The organism is Enterococcus sp. 12F9_DIV0723 (genome assembly GCF_002174375.1).
GTDB lineage: Bacteria > Bacillota > Bacilli > Lactobacillales > Enterococcaceae > Enterococcus_A > Enterococcus_A gilvus.
Window position 1 is genome coordinate 236,800 of record NZ_NIBK01000003.1, and the last position, 23,089, is coordinate 259,888.

At 42.4% G+C, this 23,089-nt stretch carries 24 protein-coding genes and 1 riboswitch; of the genes, 22 read left to right on the plus strand and 2 right to left on the minus strand.

From position 1 onward, the window contains the following. The first annotated feature begins 4 nt into the window (after positions 1-4). The 6 genes from larD to A5868_RS18495 all read left to right on the plus strand — a co-directional run bounded on the left by larD (position 5) and on the right by A5868_RS18495 (position 4,758). Complete coding sequence (gene larD / locus A5868_RS18470) at positions 5-715, plus strand: D/L-lactic acid transporter LarD (protein ID WP_010779583.1); 711 nt, start codon at positions 5-7, stop codon at positions 713-715. A 133-nt stretch (positions 716-848) separates the two neighbouring features. Beyond that, positions 849-1,658, plus strand: a complete 810-nt coding sequence (gene larE, locus A5868_RS18475) for an ATP-dependent sacrificial sulfur transferase LarE (protein ID WP_086306407.1) — start codon at positions 849-851, stop codon at positions 1,656-1,658. Between the two features lie 27 nt (positions 1,659-1,685). Then, positions 1,686-2,231, plus strand: a complete 546-nt coding sequence (locus A5868_RS18480; RefSeq protein ID WP_086306408.1) for a DUF924 family protein — start codon at positions 1,686-1,688, stop codon at positions 2,229-2,231. A 279-nt stretch (positions 2,232-2,510) separates the two neighbouring features. Then, positions 2,511-3,104 carry a Holliday junction branch migration protein RuvA gene (ruvA, locus tag A5868_RS18485; protein ID WP_010779586.1) on the plus strand — a complete coding sequence of 198 codons (594 nt, stop codon included), beginning with the start codon at positions 2,511-2,513 and terminating at the stop codon, positions 3,102-3,104. 65 nt (positions 3,105-3,169) lie between these two features. Beyond that, on the plus strand, positions 3,170-4,171 hold the full coding sequence (gene ruvB, locus A5868_RS18490) for a Holliday junction branch migration DNA helicase RuvB (RefSeq protein ID WP_010779587.1): 1,002 nt from the start codon (positions 3,170-3,172) through the stop codon (positions 4,169-4,171). Positions 4,172-4,182: 11 nt separating this feature from the next. Next, positions 4,183-4,758, plus strand: coding sequence for a TetR/AcrR family transcriptional regulator (locus tag A5868_RS18495; RefSeq protein WP_086306409.1), 576 nt, complete (start codon positions 4,183-4,185; stop codon positions 4,756-4,758). A 2-nt stretch (positions 4,759-4,760) separates the two neighbouring features. On the opposite strand, the gene A5868_RS18500 is transcribed toward A5868_RS18495, so the two are convergent. Next, entirely contained in the window at positions 4,761-5,729 is a 969-nt protein-coding gene (locus A5868_RS18500) for a 2-hydroxyacid dehydrogenase family protein (RefSeq protein WP_086306410.1), read from the minus strand. A 53-nt stretch (positions 5,730-5,782) separates the two neighbouring features. On the opposite strand from A5868_RS18500, the gene A5868_RS18505 reads away from it, so the two are divergent. From A5868_RS18505 to thiT, 3 genes are all read left to right on the plus strand, one after another. Next, positions 5,783-6,241, plus strand: coding sequence for a low molecular weight protein-tyrosine-phosphatase (locus A5868_RS18505; RefSeq protein ID WP_086306411.1), 459 nt, complete (start codon positions 5,783-5,785; stop codon positions 6,239-6,241). 72 nt (positions 6,242-6,313) lie between these two features. After that, positions 6,314-6,676 carry a hypothetical protein gene (locus tag A5868_RS18510; protein WP_010779591.1) on the plus strand — a complete coding sequence of 121 codons (363 nt, stop codon included), beginning with the start codon at positions 6,314-6,316 and terminating at the stop codon, positions 6,674-6,676. A 68-nt stretch (positions 6,677-6,744) separates the two neighbouring features. Then, a riboswitch (TPP riboswitch) is annotated at positions 6,745-6,843 on the plus strand. Positions 6,844-6,891: 48 nt separating this feature from the next. Beyond that, the gene (gene thiT / locus A5868_RS18515) at positions 6,892-7,479 is read left to right on the plus strand and encodes an energy-coupled thiamine transporter ThiT (RefSeq protein WP_010779592.1); all 588 of its coding nucleotides are present in this window, start codon (positions 6,892-6,894) and stop codon (positions 7,477-7,479) included. 38 nt (positions 7,480-7,517) lie between these two features. Here the strand turns inward: thiT and A5868_RS18520 are convergent, their stop codons facing one another. After that, positions 7,518-8,288, minus strand: a complete 771-nt coding sequence (locus tag A5868_RS18520) for a hypothetical protein (RefSeq protein WP_010779593.1) — start codon at positions 8,286-8,288, stop codon at positions 7,518-7,520. A 267-nt stretch (positions 8,289-8,555) separates the two neighbouring features. Between A5868_RS18520 and A5868_RS18525 the strand changes: the two genes are divergently transcribed. From A5868_RS18525 to rsgA, 13 genes are all read left to right on the plus strand, one after another. Continuing rightward, a complete protein-coding gene (locus A5868_RS18525) occupies positions 8,556-9,260 on the plus strand; it encodes a class A sortase (protein ID WP_010779594.1) in 705 nt (234 codons plus the stop codon). A 117-nt stretch (positions 9,261-9,377) separates the two neighbouring features. After that, the gene (locus A5868_RS18530; RefSeq protein ID WP_086306412.1) at positions 9,378-10,994 is read left to right on the plus strand and encodes a patatin-like phospholipase family protein; all 1,617 of its coding nucleotides are present in this window, start codon (positions 9,378-9,380) and stop codon (positions 10,992-10,994) included. 61 nt (positions 10,995-11,055) lie between these two features. Continuing rightward, positions 11,056-11,271 carry a YdbC family protein gene (locus tag A5868_RS18535; protein ID WP_010779596.1) on the plus strand — a complete coding sequence of 72 codons (216 nt, stop codon included), beginning with the start codon at positions 11,056-11,058 and terminating at the stop codon, positions 11,269-11,271. A gap of 21 nt (positions 11,272-11,292) precedes the next feature. Then, positions 11,293-12,177, plus strand: a complete 885-nt coding sequence (locus A5868_RS18540) for a YicC/YloC family endoribonuclease (RefSeq protein WP_086306413.1) — start codon at positions 11,293-11,295, stop codon at positions 12,175-12,177. 110 nt (positions 12,178-12,287) lie between these two features. Beyond that, positions 12,288-12,902 (plus strand): guanylate kinase, encoded by a 615-nt coding sequence (gene gmk / locus A5868_RS18545; RefSeq protein WP_010779598.1) that lies wholly within the window; start codon positions 12,288-12,290, stop codon positions 12,900-12,902. Between the two features lie 4 nt (positions 12,903-12,906). Further along, positions 12,907-13,209 carry a DNA-directed RNA polymerase subunit omega gene (gene rpoZ / locus A5868_RS18550; protein ID WP_010779599.1) on the plus strand — a complete coding sequence of 101 codons (303 nt, stop codon included), beginning with the start codon at positions 12,907-12,909 and terminating at the stop codon, positions 13,207-13,209. A gap of 147 nt (positions 13,210-13,356) precedes the next feature. Further along, positions 13,357-15,759, plus strand: coding sequence for a primosomal protein N' (priA, locus tag A5868_RS18555; protein ID WP_086306414.1), 2,403 nt, complete (start codon positions 13,357-13,359; stop codon positions 15,757-15,759). A 478-nt stretch (positions 15,760-16,237) separates the two neighbouring features. Continuing rightward, on the plus strand, positions 16,238-16,729 hold the full coding sequence (def, locus tag A5868_RS18560; RefSeq protein WP_086306415.1) for a peptide deformylase: 492 nt from the start codon (positions 16,238-16,240) through the stop codon (positions 16,727-16,729). Continuing rightward, positions 16,722-17,663 (plus strand): methionyl-tRNA formyltransferase, encoded by a 942-nt coding sequence (fmt, locus tag A5868_RS18565; RefSeq protein ID WP_086306416.1) that lies wholly within the window; start codon positions 16,722-16,724, stop codon positions 17,661-17,663. Before def ends, fmt begins: the two co-directional genes overlap by 8 nt. Continuing rightward, positions 17,663-19,015 carry a 16S rRNA (cytosine(967)-C(5))-methyltransferase RsmB gene (gene rsmB, locus A5868_RS18570; RefSeq protein ID WP_086306417.1) on the plus strand — a complete coding sequence of 451 codons (1,353 nt, stop codon included), beginning with the start codon at positions 17,663-17,665 and terminating at the stop codon, positions 19,013-19,015. Before fmt ends, rsmB begins: the two co-directional genes overlap by 1 nt. A 21-nt stretch (positions 19,016-19,036) precedes the next feature. Further along, on the plus strand, positions 19,037-19,780 hold the full coding sequence (locus A5868_RS18575; RefSeq protein ID WP_086306418.1) for a Stp1/IreP family PP2C-type Ser/Thr phosphatase: 744 nt from the start codon (positions 19,037-19,039) through the stop codon (positions 19,778-19,780). Beyond that, positions 19,777-21,936 (plus strand): Stk1 family PASTA domain-containing Ser/Thr kinase, encoded by a 2,160-nt coding sequence (gene pknB / locus A5868_RS18580; protein WP_086306419.1) that lies wholly within the window; start codon positions 19,777-19,779, stop codon positions 21,934-21,936. Before A5868_RS18575 ends, pknB begins: the two co-directional genes overlap by 4 nt. Before the next feature lie 198 nt (positions 21,937-22,134). Continuing rightward, a complete protein-coding gene (rsgA, locus tag A5868_RS18585) occupies positions 22,135-23,016 on the plus strand; it encodes a ribosome small subunit-dependent GTPase A (protein ID WP_086306435.1) in 882 nt (293 codons plus the stop codon). The last annotated feature ends 73 nt before the right edge of the window (positions 23,017-23,089 follow it).

Genomic DNA, 23,089 nt, shown 5'->3' on the forward strand with positions numbered 1-23,089 from the left:
ATTTATGTTACATCACTTATTGTCAGAATTCATGGGGACCGCATTAATGATTATGTTTGGTCTAGGCGTCCATTGCGACGATGTTTTAAAGAAAACGAAATACGCAGGCTCGGGTCATTTGTTTGCCATTACTACATGGGCATTCGGGATCACTGTGGTCTTATTTATTTTTGGTGGTGTGTGTATCAACCCAGCAATGGCGCTAGCACAAGCAATCTTAGGGATGATCCCATGGAGCTATTTTGTTCCCTATGTGATCGCTGAAATGCTAGGCGGACTTGTCGGTGCTATTATTATTTATATTATGTATGCAGATCATTTCAAAGCTTCTGAGGGACAAGTTGATCCAATCGCTATTCGCAATATTTTCTCAACGAACCCTAATTTACGGAACTTGCCTAGAAACTATTTTGTGGAAACAGTCGCTACGTTTATTTTCTTAACAACGATCCTTGCCATCGCACATAATGCAGAATCTATGCTGCCGATCGGTGTTGGTTTGCTGGTTTGGGCAATCGGTATGGGATTAGGCGGTACGACAGGATTCGCCATGAACCAAGCCCGTGACTTAGGTCCGCGAATGGCCTTCCAACTGCTGCCAATCAAAAACAAAGCGAACAATGACTGGCAATATGGCTTGATCGTACCCGGTACCGCGCCTTTTGTCGGAGCCGCTTTAGCAGCGATGTTCGTAAAAGGATTTTTGAAATTTTAAACGCTGAGTAATCTTAAAGAGGAGCTTTTGTACATCTATACCACTTTCTCGTCTGCTTTTTCAAGAGTAGATGAGAGAGTCTTTTATAGCTGATTTCCAAACGGATCAATCCTAAAAAAAGGAAGTTTTACAAATGGAATACATAGAAAAGGTAGAAAAATTAAAAGCTGTTTTGGCCTCGATGGAGAAGGTCGTGATCGCTTTTTCAGGCGGTGTGGATAGTTCTTTAGTTCTAGCGGCGGCACTAGATGTTTTAGGAGAAGAGAACGTTCTTTCTGTCGTAGCGGATTCAGAATTAATCATGAAAAAAGAATATCTCGACGCGATGGAGAATTCAAAAAAAATCGGTGCCCGCACTCAAGGTGTTTTTTTGGATGAATTGAGTATTGAGGAAATCAGAAGCAACCAACCTTCAAGCTGGTTTTACAGTAAACGTCTACTCTACCAAGAATTGTCGGCAATTAAAGAGAATCTAGGATTTAATTGGGTTGTTGATGGAATGATCATGGATGATGCTTTTGATTACCGCCCAGGGTTAAAGGCCAGAGACGCATTCAATGTTCGAAGCCCTTTGCAGGAAGCGGAGTTTTACAAGCCCGATGTCAGAAAAGCATCAAGAGACTATCAGGTTCCTACTTGGAACAAGCCAGCGACCTGTCATATTCTATCAAGATTTGAATACAATGATGTATTGACCAGCGAACGACTGGAGCGTGTTAAAAAATCTGAAATCTATCTTCAAGAGCAAGGATTCAAGATTGTCCGCGTACGAGACCACAATACAGTCGCAAGAATCGAAATCGAGAAAGAGAAGTTTCCGCTTTTCCTTGAGAAATCAGAAGCCGTCGAAAAAACGCTCGAATCTTTTGGGTACCCATTTGTATCTTTGGACATAAAAGGCTATGCTTATGGAAAAATGAACAAACTATTGGAGAAAAAATAAGTCGTTCAAAAAGCAGGAGTGGAGCAAATGGATTCTTATGATTATGAGAGCGTATTGACTTTTTGGTTCAAGGAACTAGATCCTAGTGACTGGTTTGCATCTGATTCGGAATTGGATAAGACAATTGAAAAACGTTTTGGTGACATGCTGACAGCGGCAAAAAAAGGTGAGCTGGTTTTTTGGAGAAAAAATATGCGGGGCAGATTGGCAGAAATCATCGTATTGGATCAGTTTGCCAGAAATATCTATAGAGAAGATGGACGCGCTTTTGAAGGAGACGCGGTGGCATTGGTGTTGGCACAAGAAGCGGCACTCATGAAGGAAAAAGAGAATCTGAGTGTTGAAGAGCGCTCCTTTTTATACATGCCATTCATGCATTCTGAGTCGCTGGTTATTCAAGAAACGTTTTCGCTGCCCTATTTTAAGGAGCCCGGCTTAGAGAAACGGTACCGCTACGCAAAAGAACATCATGACACCATCAAGGCATTTGGCCGTTTTCCTTATCGAAACAAAGCATTGGGCCGAATCACTACGGCAGAAGAACAAACGTATTTAGAAAAGGAGAAGTCCTAGAGACTTTGTCTTTTTTTCATAACCGTGGATGGGGGAGATTCAAAGGTAAGAGTTTTTTACCGACGCATTTTGTGCTAAAATAATGAGAACATATGTGCAGAAATTGCCTGCTGATCACTAGTATGCTTGTTTTATGGACACTAAAGGTTTTTATTACAGTCCAAAGGATAAAGGGATTGACGGGAGGCTGTCAATGTTTCTTCACGTTTACGTGTTACCATGAAAAGAAGAATCCAATAATAGTAGAAAAATTTTCTTTGATACAAGAAAGGAACCACTATGTACGAATATATTACAGGCCGTTTGACCTTCATCAGCCCCAGCTATGTGGTGCTGGATGTGAATGGTATCGGTTATCAAATCGCGTTGGGAAATCCCTATCGCTACAGCAGTAAAATGGAGCAGTCGGTGACGATCTATGTCCAGCAGATTATCCGAGAAGACGCGCATTTATTATATGGCTTTGAGACACTGGCTGAAAAGGAATTGTTTTTGCGCCTGCTTTCTGTTTCTGGAATCGGCCCGAAAAGCGGGTTGGCGATCATGGCAAATGAAGACCATCAAGGACTGATCCAGGCGATCGAAGCGGGAGATGTGACTTATTTGACCAAATTCCCAGGAGTTGGCAAAAAAACAGCACAGCAAATGGTTTTGGACTTGAAAGGCAAGCTAGCCGAATTGGTCGATGATCCAATGTCCTTGTTCTATGAAGGAAACGACGATACTGCCTTGGCGGAAGCTATGGAAGCTTTACAAGCGCTAGGCTATAGTCCAAAAGAAATCAAAAAAGTCGAAAAGATCTTGGAAAAAGAAACGCTGCAAAATACCGACGATTATTTACGGGCAGCACTGAAACTAATGATGAAAAAATAGAGGATCAAAGGTGTTTTTCGTTAGTGGAAAATGCATTTATGAACTAGGAAGTAGGAGGAAGAGGGATGGATGAGGAACGTTTGCTTTCACCCGATGCGGATGAAAGTGATAAAAGTTTAGAAAAATCACTGCGTCCCCGTTATCTTGCACAATATATCGGTCAGGACAAGGTCAAGCAAGAATTATCAATCTACATCGAAGCGGCAAAAAATCGCCAAGAGGCACTCGACCATGTGTTATTATATGGCCCGCCAGGTCTAGGGAAGACGACAATGGCGATGGTGATCGCCAATGAAATGGATGTCCAGATTCGCTCGACAAGTGGTCCGGCGATCGAACGTCCAGGGGATCTAGTAGCGATATTGAATGAATTAGAGCCTGGAGATGTGTTATTCATCGATGAGATCCATCGATTGCCGCGAGTAGCGGAGGAAACACTGTATTCAGCGATGGAGGATTATTATGTAGACATCATGGTAGGCCAGGGACCAACTGCTCATCCCGTGCATTTCCCGTTGCCCCCCTTTACTTTGGTGGGCGCTACCACTCGTGCCGGGATGCTGTCAGCACCATTGCGTGACCGATTCGGGATCATCTCTCATATGGAATATTATGAAGAAGACGACTTGCGGGAAATTGTTTTGCGTTCAGCCGACATTTTTCAGACAGAGATCGTAGGAGAAGGTGCGGTAGAGATCGCCCGACGTTCACGAGGCACCCCCCGAATCGCCAATCGCCTCTTGAAGCGTATTCGTGATTTTGCGCAGGTGCAATCAGATGGGGTGATCAATCAAACGATCGCTGACCAAGCGCTGGGGCTGCTACAAGTCGATGAAGCCGGTCTCGATTATATCGACCAGAAGCTGTTAAAGACAATGATCGAGCTTTACCACGGAGGCCCCATCGGATTGAGCACATTAGCGGTGAATATTGGCGAAGAACGAGAAACAGTGGAAGATATGTACGAACCGTACCTGATTCAAAAAGGCTTTATTAAGCGGACACCGCGGGGGCGGATGGCGACACCGCTGGCCTATGAGCACTTCAATTATCCGTATCAAGAATAGAAGGTGAAAAGATGGCGGAAGGAAAAGCGACCAAAGAAACATTTGTTCAAGCGTTAGTCGCCGCGTGCCGAGAAAAAAGTTACGACAAAATTACCGTTCAAGACATCAGTCAGCAGGCCAGCCTGAACCGCCAAACGTTTTATTATCACTTTAAGGATAAGAATGACCTGCTCCACTATGCTTATTATCAGCGAGGCCTGCAGTATTTGATTTCTGTTGAGCTGTCTCTTACAAATTGGGAGGAGTCTGTTCTCAAAATGTTAAAGGAGATGCAGCTCTGTCATCAATTCTATTTGAATACTGTAAGGGTAAGACCGGAGATACTGACGAAAGAGTTTAATGAGCTGGCCAAGCAGTTGTTTGTCCGTTTGTTCGATGAAGTCGATCAGGAAGGAGAGCTTTCACCTGCTGATAAAGAATTTTATGCTCGTTTTTTGGCTCACGGGTGTGGCGGGATTTTGATCGACTGGCTGCTGGCTGGAGCGGAGCAGCCGCCGATTACAGTCGCGGCACAATTGTTTCGTTTTGCTAAGGACATCGAGTTCTTTGCGTATCGACTCTATGAAAAAGACTGGAATGAGCGTTAGGCTCAGTCCAGTCCGTTGACGATATGAGTAATTGGTTCTTTTTTCGAAAGAGCGATCGCATTTTTTGCGACAATTTCAGCCATTTGGTCTCGTGCTTCTACACTGGCATTGCCAATATGAGGCGTTAAGACGACATTCGATAATTCCTTCAGCCCTTCAGTAACCTTCGGCTCAAATTCATAGACATCCAAAGCAGCTCCAGCGATTTGCTTGTCGTTTAATGCTTGTAGCAAGGCAGCTTCATCAATGAGCGGTCCGCGAGCGGCGTTGATCAAGAAGGCGCTGTTCTTCATCTGTTTAAAGGTCTCGCTTGTTAAAAGATGGTGTGTTTCTTTCGTTAACGGTGCATGAAGCGTTAGAATATCTGCTTGGCGTATGACGTCCTCTTGTGAAGCGAACGTTGCCTGCAAGTCATTTTCTAGTTCAGGCGTTAAGGGGTGTCGTTGGCTATAGACGATTTTCATGCCAAAAGCAGTCATCATAGTAGCTAATGCTTGTCCGATTTGGCCCATTCCGATAATCCCTAATGTCTTGTCTTTTAATTCATGGCCCAAGAAGAAGAGAGGCGCCCACCCATCAAAACCTTTGTCGTGCATCAAACGGTCGCCCTCAACGATGCGGCGAGACAAGGCAATGATCAATCCGGCAGTCAGCTCAGCAGTTGCGTTAGTAGAGACGACAGGCGTATTTGTTACATAGATATTTTTTTCTTTTGCATAATCGGTATCGATATTGTTGAATCCTGCACCGAAGTTTGCGATCAATTTTAAGTTTGGAGCGGCATCTATGACGTCGCGATCAACTTGTGTGGATAGCGGACAGATCAATACCTCACAATCGGCGACCTGTTGGATCAATTCTTTTTTAGTGATCAACCCAGTGCCTTCATAGACCTTATAATCAAGTGCTGCTTTTTTTAATAATGTTGTGCCAAGCTTAGGAAGTTTGGCGGAAAGATAAATTTTACTCATTTACGATCCCCCGTTTCATTTCTATAAATTGACTATAGCACAGGAGGAATGACATGAAAAAGATTCTATTTGTTTGTATGGGAAATATTTGCCGTTCGCCAATGGCAGAAGCAATGTTTCGAGACGCGCTTCAAAAAGAAGGAAACGGCACTTTCGAAGTTGACTCAGCAGCAACGAGCCGTTGGGAAGTGGGAAATCCGCCTCATCATGGAACACAGCAGCTATTGGCGGAGCACTCGATTTCCACCAAAGGAATGCGCGCACGTCAAGTGACGACGGAGGATTTTTATACGGCGGATTATATTATAGGGATGGATCGAGAAAACGTCAGCGACCTTCAGGCAATGGCGCCTGAAGGGACAAATGATAAGATCTATCTTTACTTGGATCGTGTCTCTGGATATGCAGGAAAAGATATTCCAGACCCTTGGTACACCGGGGATTTTGAAGAAACGTACCAATTGATTCAAAAAGGTTTAAATGAATGGTTAACTTTTTTTGAAATGGACTAGATTCCTTGTTTTTTCCTAGAAATTTAAGTAAAATCATACTACGTAATCATGCTCTTGATAGGAGGAAGCTGAATGACTAAAAACGAGAAACCTAAAAAGAATTTAATCAAGCTGTTTTCTAATTCATCGTATCGTTTCATCTCGGATTTTTTGAATGATTCTGCTGAAAAACGTGCGCAAGAGCAAGCAAATGAGAACATTTTTCTTAAACTAAAAATGGCGGCACTACAAAATAGTTTAGTGGTCATTCAAGTGCAAGATGAAAAAGACGAAGAAAAATTTCAAACAATCTCTGGTTGGTTGCCTAAAGTGGTAACGAATGATTCGATTGTTATTCGTACACAGGACAATCAGTTAGTGATGTTGACGATCGATCGCATTAAAAAGGTGACGACGTTGTCCCCAAGCGGCGATCAAGAGAGCATTTCACGTTAAAAGTATTGTATACCTTTACGGGCATGCAGACATCTGATATACTTTGAGGGAACAAAAAAAAGAATAATACTTTCACAAAGGGGAGCCTTCGGGCTGAGATTGAGATTACTCTAAACCCTGGTACCTGTTTCGGTTATTCGAGCGTAGGAATTGTGATGAAGTAAGATTATTACTTCTCCTTTGTGGACTGTATGTTCAAAAGGAGGAGTTTTTTTATGCATAACAAAACAAGAATAATGATTGAAGGAACGATTGTGGCGGCTTTGGCATTCATGCTGTCTCTGATCCCAACAACGATCGGCAGTAGTTTCACCCTGTCGTTGGGAATGATCCCAATGACTCTGTTTGCCTTGCGTCGTGGAGTGAAGCCTGCGCTGCTGTCTGCATTTATTTGGGGAATCCTGCATTTTCCAGCAGGTGATGTGTATTTCTTAAGTGTTATTCAAGTGTTGATCGAATACCCGATCGCGTTTACGTTTGCTGGATTTGCGGGACTTTATGCCAAGAAGGTACAGCAAGCATTGCTGGCTGAAGATACAAAAGGGGCACGTAAAAATATTATTTTAGGTGCTTTCGCTGGAACGGGAGCGAGATTCTTTTGGCATTTTATCGCCGGTGTGGTTTTCTGGGGGAGTTATGCGTTATGGGGAATGAATCCTTGGATATTCTCGTTTATCATGAACGGGGTCAGCGGCTTAGTTACAGCTATCGTGACGGCGATTGTAGCAGTTTTAGTAGCGGAAAAAGTTCCGCAGTTGTATTTACCGAAAGATGGGATCTTGGTTCGCAAACAAAGTGAATAATAAAAAAAAAGCATTTGTCTGCCGGACAAATGCTTCTTTTATCTAAATGAGAAGACAGGATCATCATTTTCGACATCCAAGGACCACTGTTGTTTCGATGTGTCATAACTGATCTCTGCAATTTGTTGATCTTTTTTATAATTCTTAGGACTGCGCCGCCATCCCTTTTCATCAGATAAAAATATAGGGATTCGGTAGGTTTTATTTTTTAATTCAGATAAATTAAAGCAGAAAATGGCTCCTTCTTGCAAAATAGGGTACAATTCCTTCAATAGTTCCCCATCCAATGGGGCGACAGAAGACCCTTTACGGAAAAACGACCGGCGATCATTGACTTTTTCCAAAACGATCCGAGTTAACTTGCTAGCTAGGATGCGGTAAAATTCATCTAAATAGCGATAGTAGATACGCATGGTTTCATTGCCTAAGTTGAAATAGACAAAATTGTTTTGTAATTTATAAAAAAAGGGAGAATGCAGATGCGTCCGCATATGACCAAAATAAAGCAATTCAGAAATTTCTAATGGAGTGAGTTCTTTTAACATCGCAAGATCATTAAAATCGATCCATTTGGTTCCCTTTGAGTTAGTAAAGACTTTATTAGCGAAAAATTGCTGTACTTGTTCAGGGCTAGTGACGACCTTTAAACCTGTATGAGGTTCGTATTCTCCAGCTTCTGCAACGGGATCCAGCAATAACAAATGTTTTGGCTGATGAACGATTCCTTCAACAAAATCAGCGGGTGAAAAACCTTTTGAGAGAACAGCATTACTTGTGGAATCGATGTAAGCAAATAACGTATCTGGCACAAATTTTCACCCTTTCTAATAGTTGTCACAATCATTTTAACCCAATAATAAAAAAAAAGCTCGTATCTTTTATTTTAAAATTAGATTACAAACCCCTTAAAAACTGCAACACTATCGCACCTTTTTAACATTTAAAATGATTTTAATAAATAACGAATCCCTAATGCAATTATTTCTTTTTTTAATTTTTTTTGTAGTAAGTGAAAGTAGTATCACCGGTTCTAAAAGAGTATGATATGATTAGCGGGAGAATGCAGGAGGCTTGTGATGAAGAAAAAAAGAAATTGGATCCTTAATATTTTTCTTTTCTTATTACTTTTAGTAGGTTTGGCTTTGATTTTCAATAATCAGATCAAGTATTTTTTGATGCAGCATAATGGCGAACGTTATGCCGTGTCCCAACTCGATCAAGCTGAAATCGATAAAAATATGCAAAAAGAAGAGACGTTTGATTTTGATGCTGTACAGCCAGTCAGCACAGAAGCCGTCTTGCAAGCACAGTTGAGTAACAAGCGCTTGCCTGTGATCGGCGGGATTGCGATCCCTTCTGTAGAGATCAATCTGCCTATTTTTAAAGGCTTATCCAATGAAGTCCTCTTTTATGGTGCAGGAACCTTGTCTCCTGACCAAAAAATGGGCGAAGGAAATTATGCATTAGCCAGCCACCGTGCGGACCGGCCTGGCCTATTGTTTACACCACTTGATAGCATCAAAGAAGGCGATTTGATCTATCTAACCGATCTACACAATATTTATACCTACAAAACGACGTTGAAAGTCCGCGTGCAGCCGACAGAAGTAAAATATTTAGATGTGCATCCAGACAAACAACAAGTCACCTTGATTACTTGTGGCGAGATCGAGGGCGTTACACGGATTATTGTTCAAGGAGAGCTGACGGCGATCACACCGACAAAAAATGCGACAGATACGATGCTCAAAGCCTTTGAAATGGAACAACGAACATATTAAAAATAAAGCGTGGCAGAACAATCAGGTTCTGTTGCGCTTTTTGTTGCGGGAAAATTTCTGCTATACTGGACACAGACACTGAATGTATCAGTCACAACAGTAATCAAGGAGGCCTAGATGACGCTCAAAAGGATGTACGTTTCGGATCTATTAGCGAGTTGGAAAGTGTTCCAGCAATCACATTTGCTTTTTCCTTTCTATCCCTCTCACGGACAAGCGCGTTCAGAATTTTTTGCTGCTGTCAGACGCGGGGAAGGGTATTGGGTTCAGCGTGATTCTCAATGGCTGTTAGTAGAGAAAGTCGATGCCGGAGAGACTTGGCGAATCACTAACTTGTTGATTTCAACTGAAATGGACTGGCAGACCGCTTTTCAATTATTAGAAACGACAGCCCGTCAAATGTTCAAACGATCCATACAATTGAAGCTTGAGGCAAACTTGGTTATTCAGCAATGGTTAGTGACGCAAGGGTATTATTCCAATGAAGGTATCTGGCAGAAAGAATTGGTCTATCATACAGGACTTGTCTTAGGTGGCGGCGGTGCGCGTGGTGCCTATCAAATCGGTGTTTGGAAAGCGCTATTGGAGAAAAACATTCAATTTGAAGTGATTACGGGTACGTCAGTCGGAGGGCTGAATGGTGCATTGATTGCCCAAGGAGACTATGACCAGGCCTTCTCTCTATGGAAAGAAATTGAAACGGACAAGGTTTTAGATATTACCTTTAAAGAAGTGGAGATACTGGATTTTTCCGCGCAGGTCGATCAATTGCGAACCTTTATTCGAACCTCTTTAAAACAAAAAGGACTCTCTTCCGAGCCGCTTAGAAGGTTGCTAGAGGAACGTTTGGATCCGAAAAAGATTCAGATGGGTTGCCCATTTTCTATCGTGACAACAAAAGTTCCGGCTTTTCAGGAAGTCGTTGTTTCGTTGAATGATTGCCCCAAAGAAGAAATTATTGACTGGCTGCTAGCTTCTTCCGCCTTTTTCCCCATGATGGCAATGGCAAAATTAAAGGGTGAGTTCTATGTAGACGGGGGCTATCGCAACAATTTACCCGTGGATATCGCTTTGAGAGAGCCGATTACTGAGGTGATCATAGTAGATGTTCATGGTCCTGGACTAGATAGGAAATATCGGTTGTCAGACGGAATTGCTGAGCTATACTTGGCCAGTCCGTGGAGTTTGGGAGATTTATTATTGTTTCATAGTGATCGTTCATCAGAAAATATTGATCTGGGCTATTTAGAGGCTAAACGAGCATTTGGAGAGTTGCAAGGCTATCGTTACTTTTTTGAGGATCATGCTGATTTTGAAACGTTAACAAAAAACTTTTTACGCAGTGTTAAAAAAGCATTTCCAATTGACGCAGCGTCTCTTTATCCAGAACTGCAAAAATATTTTCGACAAAGTATCCCGGTAGAGATGCTAAGCTTAGCCTTCTTGGAATTCTTTGCCTATTGGGTAAAGGTACCACCAGTGAGAGTCTATACCCCGGAAGAATTTATCGAGATCCTCTTGCAGCAATTTGAGATGCCGGTCAAAGGGACGATCCCGTTCTCTGTCCAAGAGCAGATTGAAGATTTTATTGAGAATCATAATGTGTTTTCAGATTATTACCACGTGCTGCAACTGTATCAGAGAAAAGGCGCCTTTAAATCTTTTTATCACCGTTGGCCGATTCCGACGCTGCTGGCACTTTTTTTAAGCTATATACGTGAGGGTTCTATTTAATCGTTTTTTACCTATAACAATAAGGAAAATACGGAATACATATAAATTTGGAGGAATTACAATGGCAGAATTTAATTATGAGATCGTGGAAGAAATCGCTGTGCTGTCGGAAAATCCGAAGGGCTGGCGCAAAGAGCTGAACTTAGTGAGCTGGAATGAACGCCCGCCAAAATTTGATTTGCGTGATTGGGCGCCTGACCATGAGAAAATGGGAAAAGGTGTTACATTAAGCAATGAAGAATTTGCTATTTTGAAAGAGACGCTCGCAAATATGTAGCGAAGGAAAGGAAAAAAGCGCATGAAAAGTATGACTGGATACGGACAAGCGGCTAAAACGAACGAAGCCTATGAGTTAACGATTGAGTTAAAAAGTGTCAACAATCGCTTCTTAGATTTGCAGATTCGGATGCCCAAAGAATTGAATCCCTTTGAAGCGTTGATCCGCAAAGCCGCAAAAGAGAAAATTCAACGTGGTCGAGTGGATGTGTTCATTAACCTTGCTCCCCTAAAAAGCGGCAATAAGAAAGTTTCAGTAAACTGGGAACTGCTAAACCAATTAGTTACTGAGCTTCAAACAGGTGGAAAAGAACATTTTGGTGTAGTCGATTTTCCAGTAGAGCAGGTGCTGGTGAAGGCGATGGAGCAATCCGATTTTGTGACCTTGGTAGATCAGCCGACGGAAGAAGACACGTTAGAAGAATTGGTCCAAACGGTTGCTAGTGAAGCCTTTACGCAGCTGGCGGCTAGCCGGGAGCATGAAGGATCAGGGATTCAAAAGGTGCTAGCAGACTACAATAAGCAAGTTCAAGCATTGGTGACAAAGCTGAACGGGTTTGTGACCGAATACGAAGCCGATTTTCAGCAGCGTTATCAAGCAAAGCTGGAGGAATACTTAGGCAATACGGTTGACCAGGATCGATTGCTGACAGAATTAGCAATTTTATTGGAACGTGGCGATATCCATGAAGAGTTGGATCGGCTGAGTATCCATTTAGAGAAATTAGCAAAACTGCTGCAGGTAAAAGAACCGGTAGGACGGGAATTGGATTTTCTTTTGCAGGAAATGAATCGTGAAGTCAATACAATCGGGTCAAAATCCAGCCCGATCCAGATCAAAGATATCGTTGTCCAATTAAAAACGGTGTTAGAAAAAATTCGCGAACAGATTCAGAATGTTGAATAAATAGCCGTTTTTTCTAAGAAATAGCGTGCGGGTCAACGATGCCTCTTGAAATATTCACAAAAAAAGTGCACAATAGGCGTTAGCTAAAAAGAGCATGAAAGGGCGTTAGTATGTCTGAACGAGGACTGTTGATTGTATTGTCGGGACCTTCCGGAGTTGGAAAAGGAACGGTCAGAAAAGCCATTTTTGAAAGAGACGATAACGAGTTTCAATACTCTGTCTCAATGACCACCCGTCCGATGCGGGAAGGGGAAGTAGACGGTGTCGATTATTATTTCCGCACCAAAGAAGAATTTGAGGCCATGATTGAAGCTGGCGAAATGCTGGAATATGCAGAGTATGTTGGAAATTATTATGGCACACCGCTCACTTATGTGAACCAAACGTTGGACGAAGGCAAGGACGTCTTTTTAGAGATTGAGGTCCAAGGGGCGCAGCAAGTAAAAGAAAAAGTCCCAGACGGCGTCTTCATCTTTCTCACGCCGCCGGATCTTGCAGAATTAAAAGCGCGGATCGTTGGACGCGGTACGGACAGCCCTGAAGTGATCGAAGAACGCATGCGTGTTGCACGCCAAGAAATCGAAATGATGGCCCTTTATGATTATGCTGTCGTTAACGATGAAGTATTCAAAGCTGTTGATCGTATCAAAGATATCATCGTCAGTGAGCATTACCGAGTAGACCGAGTCATTGGCAACTATATAAAAATGTTAAAGGAGATATAAGCTTATGATGTTAAAACCTTCAATTGATACATTGTTAGACCATGTAAATTCAAAATATTCATTAGTTATTTTAGCCAGCAAACGTGCCCATGAATTAGATGCCGGTGCACAACCAACATTAGAAACTTTTGAATCTGTAAAAAGTGTAGGGCAAGCCCTAGAAGAAATCGATGCCGGTGCTGTGATTAACGATCCGCATCCAGAAATCAAACGCGAACGGTTGAAAATGGAAGAAGAAGAACGCCACTTGCAACGTGAACGTGACCAACGTGATCTAGAAGCACGGATTCGCAACGAACAAAACTAAGCGTAACTGTTCTCTCACGAATGAAGCGTAACTGGGATTGTACCAATACTTTTGGCGCAATCCCTTCTTTTTGTGTTACATACTGTCATAAATTTAGACGTACATAGAGAAAATTTAGTACACTGTTTAAGAATGGAGGCGGAAGAAATGAAATTAGCACAAGTGATCGTAGATGTGCCGGCGATGCAGACGGATCAACCCTTCAGTTACTTGATCCCGCCTCAATTAGCGGTAGAAATCGGTATGCGTGTAGAAGTTGGTTTTGGCTCACGCCATGTCCAAGGGTTTGTCGTTGGTTTTGAAACAGCCCCAGAGCCTTTGCCGGACAACTTAAAACCAATTATTCGCGTATTGGATTTAGCACCCGTATTAAACAAAGAACTATTGGCATTGGCAGATTATATGAAGGAAACGACCTTTGCATTCAAAGTTACCTGCTTGCAAACAATGCTGCCTAGCGTCATGAAGGCGGATTATCAAAAGCGCCTATATCTTTCTGTTGAGGACGCCGATGTTCGAGAGAAATATTTTGGCGATGCCGAGTCGCTGACCTGGGAAGACGCAGAAGAAAAAGGCTGGCTGAAAGAACTGGCCGTTCTTCGAGAACAAGGGATCGTGGAGCTGCGCTACGAAGTACATACAAAAAACAAAGTGAAGACCGAACGATATATCAAACGGTTATTCCAGCCAGAAAAGAAGGAGTCATTAAAAACAACACTGCGGAAAAATTCGCATAAGCAAGAACAGCTGCTGGATTATTTAGCGGCACTGCCTGAAGAAGAATTGATCGCCGTTAAGCAAATGAAGGCAGAAGATTTTTCTTTAGCCAACTTGAATCAAGCAGAGAAAAAAGGCTGGTTGGAATTTGTCGCGGTAGAAAAATATCGGGACCCTTATGCGAATAGAAACATTCAACAGACGTCTGCCTTGGATTTGAATCCACAGCAACGAATAGCGTATGAAGAAATCAGCAAAAAAAGTGCCGATCAGGAGCATCAAGTCTTCTTATTGGAAGGCGTCACTGGCAGTGGGAAAACGGAAGTCTATTTACAAGTGATCCAAGATGTACTGGCGCAAGGACAAACAGCCATGATGCTAGTACCTGAGATTTCGTTAACACCGCAGATGGCGACACGTTTCAAAGCTCGATTTGGCAGCGAAGTAGCTGTATTGCATAGCGGATTGTCACAAGGAGAGAAGTATGACGAATGGCGAAAATTGGAACGCGGAGAGGCCCATGTAGTCGTAGGTGCCCGTTCAGCAATTTTTGCTCCTTTAGAAAATCTAGGCGTCATCATTATTGATGAAGAGCACGAGACAAGCTATAAACAAGAAGAAACACCGCGTTATCATGCTAGAGACTTAGCAATCTGGCGTGGGAAATACCAACAATGTCCAGTAGTTTTAGGAAGTGCAACGCCTTCTTTAGAATCGCGAGCGCGAGGGCAAAAAGGTGTTTACCGATTATTGAAATTGACAGAACGTGCCAATGCACAGGCAAAATTACCTGAGGTTGAGATCGTTGATATGCGAGAAGAGATGCAGCGTCGGCTGAATTCCTCTTTTTCGGAAGCGTTAGAAGATAAGTTGCGTGACCGTTTAGCAAAAGGTGAACAGAGTGTCCTTCTGCTAAATCGTCGTGGGTACTCTTCATTTGTGATGTGCCGTGACTGCGGATTTGTTTTGCCTTGTCCGAACTGCGATATATCCCTAACACTCCACATGGATACGAAAACGATGCGATGCCATTATTGTGGACATGAAGAAGGCATCCCTCATCGTTGTCCAAACTGCGGAAAAGATAAGATTCGCTATTTTGGAACGGGAACTGAAAAAGTGCAAGAGGAATTAGAGCAGCTGATCCCAGAAGCACGAGTGCTTCGGATGGATGTAGATACGACTCGCCGTAAGGGCGCACATGAAAAAATCTTGACTGCTTTTGGAGACAAGGAAGCAGACATTTTGCTGGGAACTCAGATGATTGCGAAAGGATTGGACTTTCCGAATGTCACACTCGTCGGTGTACTGAATGCTGATACAGCATTGAATCTGCCAGACTTCCGATCTAGTGAGCGGACGTTCCAGTTGCTGACCCAGGTCAGCGGGCGCGCAGGACGTGGAGAAAAAGCCGGGGAAGTCATCATCCAAACCTTTAATCCAGAACATTATACGATCCAATTAGCGCAACATCATGACTATGAAAGCTTCTTCAAACAAGAGATGCAGATTCGTCATCAGACAGATTACCCGCCGTATTATTACACAGTCAAAGTGACGATCTCTCATCAAGAAGAGATGCGCGCGGCGCAAAAAGCTTTTCAATTAGCAGAAAAACTACGGCAGCAATTAAGTCCTCAAAGTATTTTGCTAGGGCCGACGCCGGGAGCCATTTTAAGAATAAAAAACCGTTACTATTACCAATTGATCATTAAATATAAAAAAGAACCTAAGCTGCAAGCTGCGTTAGAAGATATTTTACAGGTGAGCCAGAAAGACCAGCGGCAAGGCTTGCTGATCGCAATTGACAATGAACCTATGTATTTTATTTAATACATAGGAATAAGGATGTCAGTTCCACTTTTTAGCAGCAACTAATGAGAATAATTGAAGCAGCAAGTTAAGAAAATCAAGTTGAAGAAACTAGTGGAATGATATACGGCATGAACATCAAATTTATTTTTCTGAAAAAAAAATAAATACATTAATAGGAATAAGGATGTCAGTTCCACTTTTTAGCAGTAACTAATGAGAAATAATCGAAGCAGCAAATTAAGAAAATCAAGATGAAAAAACTAGTGGAATGATATACGGCATGAACATCAAATTTATTTTTCTGAAAGAAAAATAAATACATTAATAGGAATAAGGATGTCAGTTCCACTTTTTAGCAGTAACTAATTAGAATAATCGAAGCAGCAAATTAAGAAAATCAAGTTGAAAAAACTAGTGGAATGATATACGGCATGAACATCAAATTTATTTTTCTGAAAGAAAAATAAATACATTAATAGGAATAAGGAGGGCGTCTATGCGTTACCCAATTATTATTCACCCGGATGATCGACTGTTAAAAAAAGCAGCACCGATCGAATATATCACCGATGAGATCGTCACTTTATTAGACGATATGTACGAAACAATGGTTGCCCATGATGGAATCGGACTTGCGGCACCCCAAATCGGCAAAAATCTCCGTATCGCAGTCGTAGAAGTTGATGAAGGCGATCGTTTTGATTTTATCAATCCTGAGATTATTGAACGTAAGGGAACTAGTATTGACGTGGAAGGGTGTCTTTCAATCCCTGAAACCTATGGAACAGTTGCGCGCGCAGATGAAGTGACTGTGCGTTATTATGATCGTGAAGGTTCGGAGATGGAAGTAACGGCTTATGGGTATTTAGCCCGAGCCTTTCAGCATGAAATTGATCATTTAGACGGAAAACTATTTATTGACCAAGTGATCGAAAAAATTGAACCAGAAGACTTAGAACGGTATATGGAGGAACACGTGGATGACTAAAATTGTATTTATGGGAACACCGGCCTTTTCAGTGCCGATTTTAGAGAGCTTGATTGAAGCAGGGTATGATGTCGCTGCAGTGGTGACACAACCAGATCGACCAGTGGGAAGAAAAAAAATAATCACACCAACACCGGTGAAAGAAGCAGCGCTGAAGCATGACTTGTTGGTATTGCAGCCAGAAAAAATCAGCGGGTCACCTGAAATGGAGAAAATCAAAGAACTAGCCCCTGACTTATTGATTACGGCTGCTTTCGGCCAGTTTTTACCAGAGAAATTACTGCAAGTCCCTAAATTGGGAGCAATTAATGTTCATGCCTCTTTATTGCCAAAATATCGTGGCGGCGCCCCCGTTCATTACGCTATCATGGAGGGTGAAGCTGAGACAGGCGTAACGATCATGGAGATGATCAAGAAAATGGATGCTGGCGGTATTTTCAGCCAACAAAAGATTGCGATTACTAAGCAAGACGATGTCGGTACCATGTTTGAAAAACTAAGCCGAGTGGGTAAAGACTTGCTGCTGGAAACCTTGCCTAAAATCATTTCAGGTGAATTAAAGCCATTACCGCAAAACGAAGAAGAAGCGACCTTTTCACCAAATATCAGTCGTGAGCAAGAAGCGATTGACTGGGAAAAAACGGCTGAAGAAGTAGACAATCAAGTTCGGGGAATGCATCCGTGGCCTGTGGCATTTACCACCTACGAAGGTGCGCGATGGAAAATCTTCCACACAACGCCCGTAGAAGAAACGACGTCAGCGAAACCTGGAACAATCACAGCGCGCACAAAAAAAGCCTTACACATCGCATGTGGGAAGGGCACTGTTCTAGCAATTGAAGAATTGCAGCCTGCAGGCAAGGCTAAACAAACGATCCAAGCCTTTCTAAATGGTAGCGGACAAACAATCGAAGAAGGACAACAGGTGGGCTAATGGGAAAAATTCCAAAAAAATTATTGCGGTCTGTTCGTTTTACAGCTTTAGAAGCCATTGAACGTATCAATCGAGGCGGTGCTTATTCAAATTTGCTGCTAAACGAGTTGATCCAAAAGAATCAAGTGGATGGCAAGGATACTGCATTGCTAACAGAGCTTGTTTATGGAACGATTAGTCGTCAGCTGCTGTTAGCCTACGATATTGAGCCATTTATCAAAAAAGCGAAGAAAGTCGATCCGTGGGTCAAGAGCCTATTGCAGCTCTCCATTTATCAAATGCTCTATTTGGATCGGGTCCCAGACCATGCGATCATCAATGAAGCAGTAGAAATCGCTAAGGCTAAAGGAAATCCTGGGACAGGAAAGTTTGTCAACGGGGTGCTGCGTTCGTTCCAACGTGAAGGAGCGCCTTCGCTAGACTTGATTTTGGACCCTATTGAACGCTTAGCAACGGAAATCAGCTTACCAAAATTTTTAACAGAAAAATTTGTCGCAGAGATTGGTGAAGAAGAAACGCGCAAACTAGGTCTCTCTTTGCTAGAGCCGAGTCGTGTTAGTGCACGAATTGATTTGCGCTTCTTAACACGAGCAGAAGCAATTGAGGCGTTAGAAGAAGATGGAATAGAAGCACGCATCAGTGAGCTGTCACCCTATGGTATCGTTGCGGACCGAGGGTTTCTAGCAGGCAGCGAGTTGTTTCAAAATGGGTGGCTGACCATTCAGGATGAAAGCTCGATGCTCGTTGCTCAAGCTATGCAAATTGAACCGGGTCAAAGGGTGCTGGATGCTTGTGCAGCTCCTGGAGGAAAGACGACTCACATTGCGGCTTTGCTAAATGATGAAGGCTCGGTGACTGCTCTAGATATTCATGACCATAAGTTAAAGCTAGTACGCGAAAATGCAGAACGTTTGAGGGTCTCAGATACTGTCGTAACGAAAAAGATGGATGCACGAGAAGCCGCGGAGAATTTCCCATCAGAAAGCTTCGATCGTATTTTAGTGGATGCACCGTGTTCAGGCTTGGGCTTGATGCGCAGAAAACCGGACATCAAATACCAGAAACAGCCGCAGGATTTTGTTCAATTACCTAATATTCAACTAGAAATCTTAAAGAATTGCGCCCCCACATTGAAATCAGGGGGGATTTTGGTATACAGTACATGTACAACGGCTAAAGAAGAAAATCAGCAAGTGGTGAATGAGTTTTTGAATGAAAATTCAAATTTCGAAAAAATCGACTTAAATTTAGAGACGAAATTAGAACCAGCGATCCATGATCAAATGTTGGTTTTATATCCAGAAATGTTTATGACAGACGGGTTCTTTATTTGTGCAATGCGAAAAAAATAGATAAATGAGGTGGACAAAAAGATGGAGATCCAATTTCAATCAGACATCGGCAAGCGGCGCAACATGAATCAAGACTATGCAAATGTTTTTACCAATCAAGCAGGTATGTATTTAGCGATATTAGCTGATGGCATGGGCGGGCATCTAGCTGGCGATGTTGCTAGCAAAATGGCTGTTGACGGTTTAGGCGCTGCTTGGTCAACCTCGACGATTGCACAGCCTGAGGAAGCTGGGCACTGGTTTACAGAAGAAATTCAAAAAGTAAATGAAGCAATCTATCAAGAAGGAATCGCGCATCCAGAGATGCAAGGAATGGGAACAACGATTGTCAGCGCAGCTTTATTAGACGAGAAATTCGTTCTGGCACATGTTGGCGATAGTCGTGCGTACCTGATTCAAAATAGTCAATTGCAGCAATTGACAGATGATCATTCATTAGTGAATGAGCTGTTGAAGTCTGGGGAGATCACGAAAGAGATGGCAGCGATCCATCCGCAAAAAAATGTACTGACTCGTTCAGTAGGGATAGCTGGAACAATCAAAACGGATGTTTCAGAGCATGCGTGCCATCAGAATGACTATTTGCTGCTATGTTCAGATGGATTGACCAATATGGTGAGCGAAGAAAATATTCTTTCAATTGTAGAAAGCGATCAAACATTGGAAGCAAAAACGAAGCAGCTGATCAATGCTGCCAATGATGCTGGTGGTGCAGACAATATTACTGTCTTGCTGATCCATTTTGAAGGGGAGGCTCGTCCATGATTGAAATAGGCAAGTTGGTCAATGGACGCTATAAAATCATCGCCAGCATCGGTAGCGGCGGTATGGCAAACGTCTTTTTGGCCCACGATTTAATTTTGGATCGTGATGTTGCCATCAAAATATTACGCTTTGACTTTCAAAATGATCAAACTGCAATTCGTCGTTTCCAGCGTGAAGCGCTAGCGGCGACCGAAATGGTTCATCCTAATATCGTTGGTGTATACGATGTAGATGAAGAAAGCGGCATGCAGTATTTAGTCATGGAATATGTAAAAGGAATGGATCTGAAACGCTATATCCAGTCGCGATCGCCAATTCCTTACGGCAAAATTGTAGATATTATGGAACAAATACTATCTGCGGTTAGTTTGGCTCATGCTCACGGCATTATTCATCGTGATTTGAAGCCGCAAAATATTTTGATGGATCAGGCAGGCGTTGTTAAAATCACTGATTTTGGAATCGCGATCGCCTTGTCAGAAACCTCTCTGACCCAAACCAACTCCATGCTAGGCTCTGTGCATTATCTTTCTCCAGAACAAGCCCGAGGCAGTATGGCAACAAAGCAATCAGACATTTATGCCTTAGGGATCATATTGTATGAAATGATCACTGGGAGTGTGCCGTTTGATGGAGAATCTGCGGTAACGATTGCCTTGAAACATTTTCAAGATGACATGCCTTCAGTAAAAGGCTTTGATCCTGAAGTGCCACAAGCCTTAGAGAATATCGTGATGCATGCTACAGCAAAAGATCCAGCAGATCGCTATAAGACTGCTGATGAGATGGCGGCGGATCTTTCAACAGCGTTGATACCGGCACGCGTAAATGAATTGCCTTGGCAGCCAACGGTGATGCTTGATGAAACGAAAGTATTGACGCCGATTCAGCCAGAAGAGGCACCTGCTATTGAAAAACCAAAAGAAGAACCTCCGGTATCAGAAGAAAAGCCGAAGAAGAAAAAAGGCAAAAAACGCTTTGTTTTTCTTTTTCTACTGCTGATGCTGGCGATCGGCGGAGTAGTAGGCTATATGATGATTAGTTCGGCAGAAGTATCTGTCCCGCAAGTGGAGGATATGACTGAAGCAGATGCGCGAACAGCCTTGAAAGCGGCGAAATTGACTGTTGATAGTAAAACCGATGAAGCACCAAGTGATACTATCAAAAAGGGTCGAGTAGTCAGAACAAATCCTGATGCTGGAACTATGATCAAAAGAAGCCAATCTGTCCGGTTGTATATAAGTTCGGGAACGAAAAAGGTCTCACTGAAAAATTATAAAGGGGATACTATTGACGATGCAGAGGAAGATCTGCTAAAAATTGGATTCTCCGAAAAAAATATTCGTATCAAGAAAATTTTTGACGAAACAGCTCCGAGTGGTCAAATTTTGAGTCAAGACCCTAAAGAAGGAACAAAAAGTGATCCAAAGACAGATGAGATTACTTTTGAAGTATCCGATGGTCCTCAAAAAATTAAAATTGGTGATTATTCGCAAATGAGTTATGCGGAAGCGGAACAAAGTTTGCTGGAGCTAGGGCTGACAAAAAATCAAATCAAGCGTGTAAATGTTTCAAGTGAAACGGCCTCGATTGATGAAGTGATCAGCCAAGACCCTGTAAGCGGGGCTGGTTTGACGTCAAAAGATATCATTACTTTAAAAGTCAGTTCGGGCTCTGCCTACGTTAAGCTAGATGATTTAACCGGCCAAGATAAAGCAACGGCAGAAGCAACGATTACAAATTCAGGTCTAAAGTATTCTGAACAGCAAGAATTTTCTGATGAGGTAGAAGCAGGAAAAGTCATAAGAACAGACCCGGGAGCGGGAACTTCTTCTCTAAAAGCAGGTGATACGGTGACAGTGTATGTCTCTAGAGGACCTGAAAATAAGGAAAATACATTTGATGTGAAGATTTCCGCCCGGTTCAATGGGCCGGATGACAAACAAGATACAATTTCTGTGATGCTAAAAGATGCAAAAAACACGAGTGCTGTGGAGGTTTTAAACTTCCCATTAGATAAAAATACGCCTACGACAGAACAGACTGTCTCCGTAACCACCACTGAAGGTGGGTCCGCTACAATAGAGATTCAACGGAATGGAAAACCGGCTGTTACAAAAAGCGTTACAAAAGCAGAGACAATAACCGTACCGTAGAAAAAACCTTTCCTCCATGAGGAAAGGTTTTTTAGGTCATTTGTACTGAAATTGGTTTTGAAGTATGCTACAATAAAATGGAATTTGAACTATATATCTCTTGTTTATTCGATAGAAAAAGAACTATTGGATGATTGTGGGCGTACGTTTGAATGTAAAAGGATTCTCAAAAATAGTTAGATGTTTACAAAAAAGGAGATGAGTCGGATCGAAGGACAGATTCGTAAAGCACTAAGCGGTTTTTATTATGTTGCGAGTGAAGGAAAGACCTATCAAACACGTGCACGCGGGAATTTTCGTAAAAGAAAGCTGACACCTTTAGTAGGCGACGAAGTAGTTTTCAGCAGTGAAGAAAACAGTGAGGGGTACATCCTTGAGCTGCTGCCAAGAAAAAATGAATTGGTTCGACCGCCAGTTGCCAATGTGGATCAAGGCGTAATCGTAACCAGTTTAGTTGAGCCTAACTTCTCTTACAATTTGTTGGATCGTTTTTTAGTGACTTTAGAAAATAAATACATCCATCCGATTATTTATTTATCGAAAACAGATTTAGTCTCGGACCACTCATTAGTTGACGACATTCGTTCTGTCTATGAGCCTTTAGGCTACCCGGTAATCGACGGGGATCAGGACAAGGAAAAGCTAACAGACTTGTTTAAGGGAAATCTAACTGTGTTTATGGGGCAATCCGGTGCAGGAAAATCTACATTGTTGAATGACGTTTCTCCTGATTTGAATTTAGAAACGGGTGAAATCTCGGATTCATTGGGACGTGGTCGGCATACGACGCGGCATGTAGAATTGCTGTATTTATTTGATGGTCTAGTGGCGGATACACCTGGCTTCAGCTCGATTGATTTTCTTGAAATCTCTGCTGAAGAATTACCCAAAGAATTTCCTGAATTCCGTTCGGCGGCTCCACGTTGTCGATTCCGCGAGTGCCGTCATGTGAAAGAACCTGGCTGCGAAGTAAAACGCCTTCTCGAAGAAGGGCAAATTGCACAAACTCGCTATGACAATTACTTGCAATTCCTGCAGGAAATTGAGAAGCGTCGTCCTATTTACAAGAAAAATAAATAATGAACTGGATCGTTTTTTAGTAGAGTAAGGCTTTAAAAGCATAAAATAAATACATTAAAATGAAAAAGGAGTA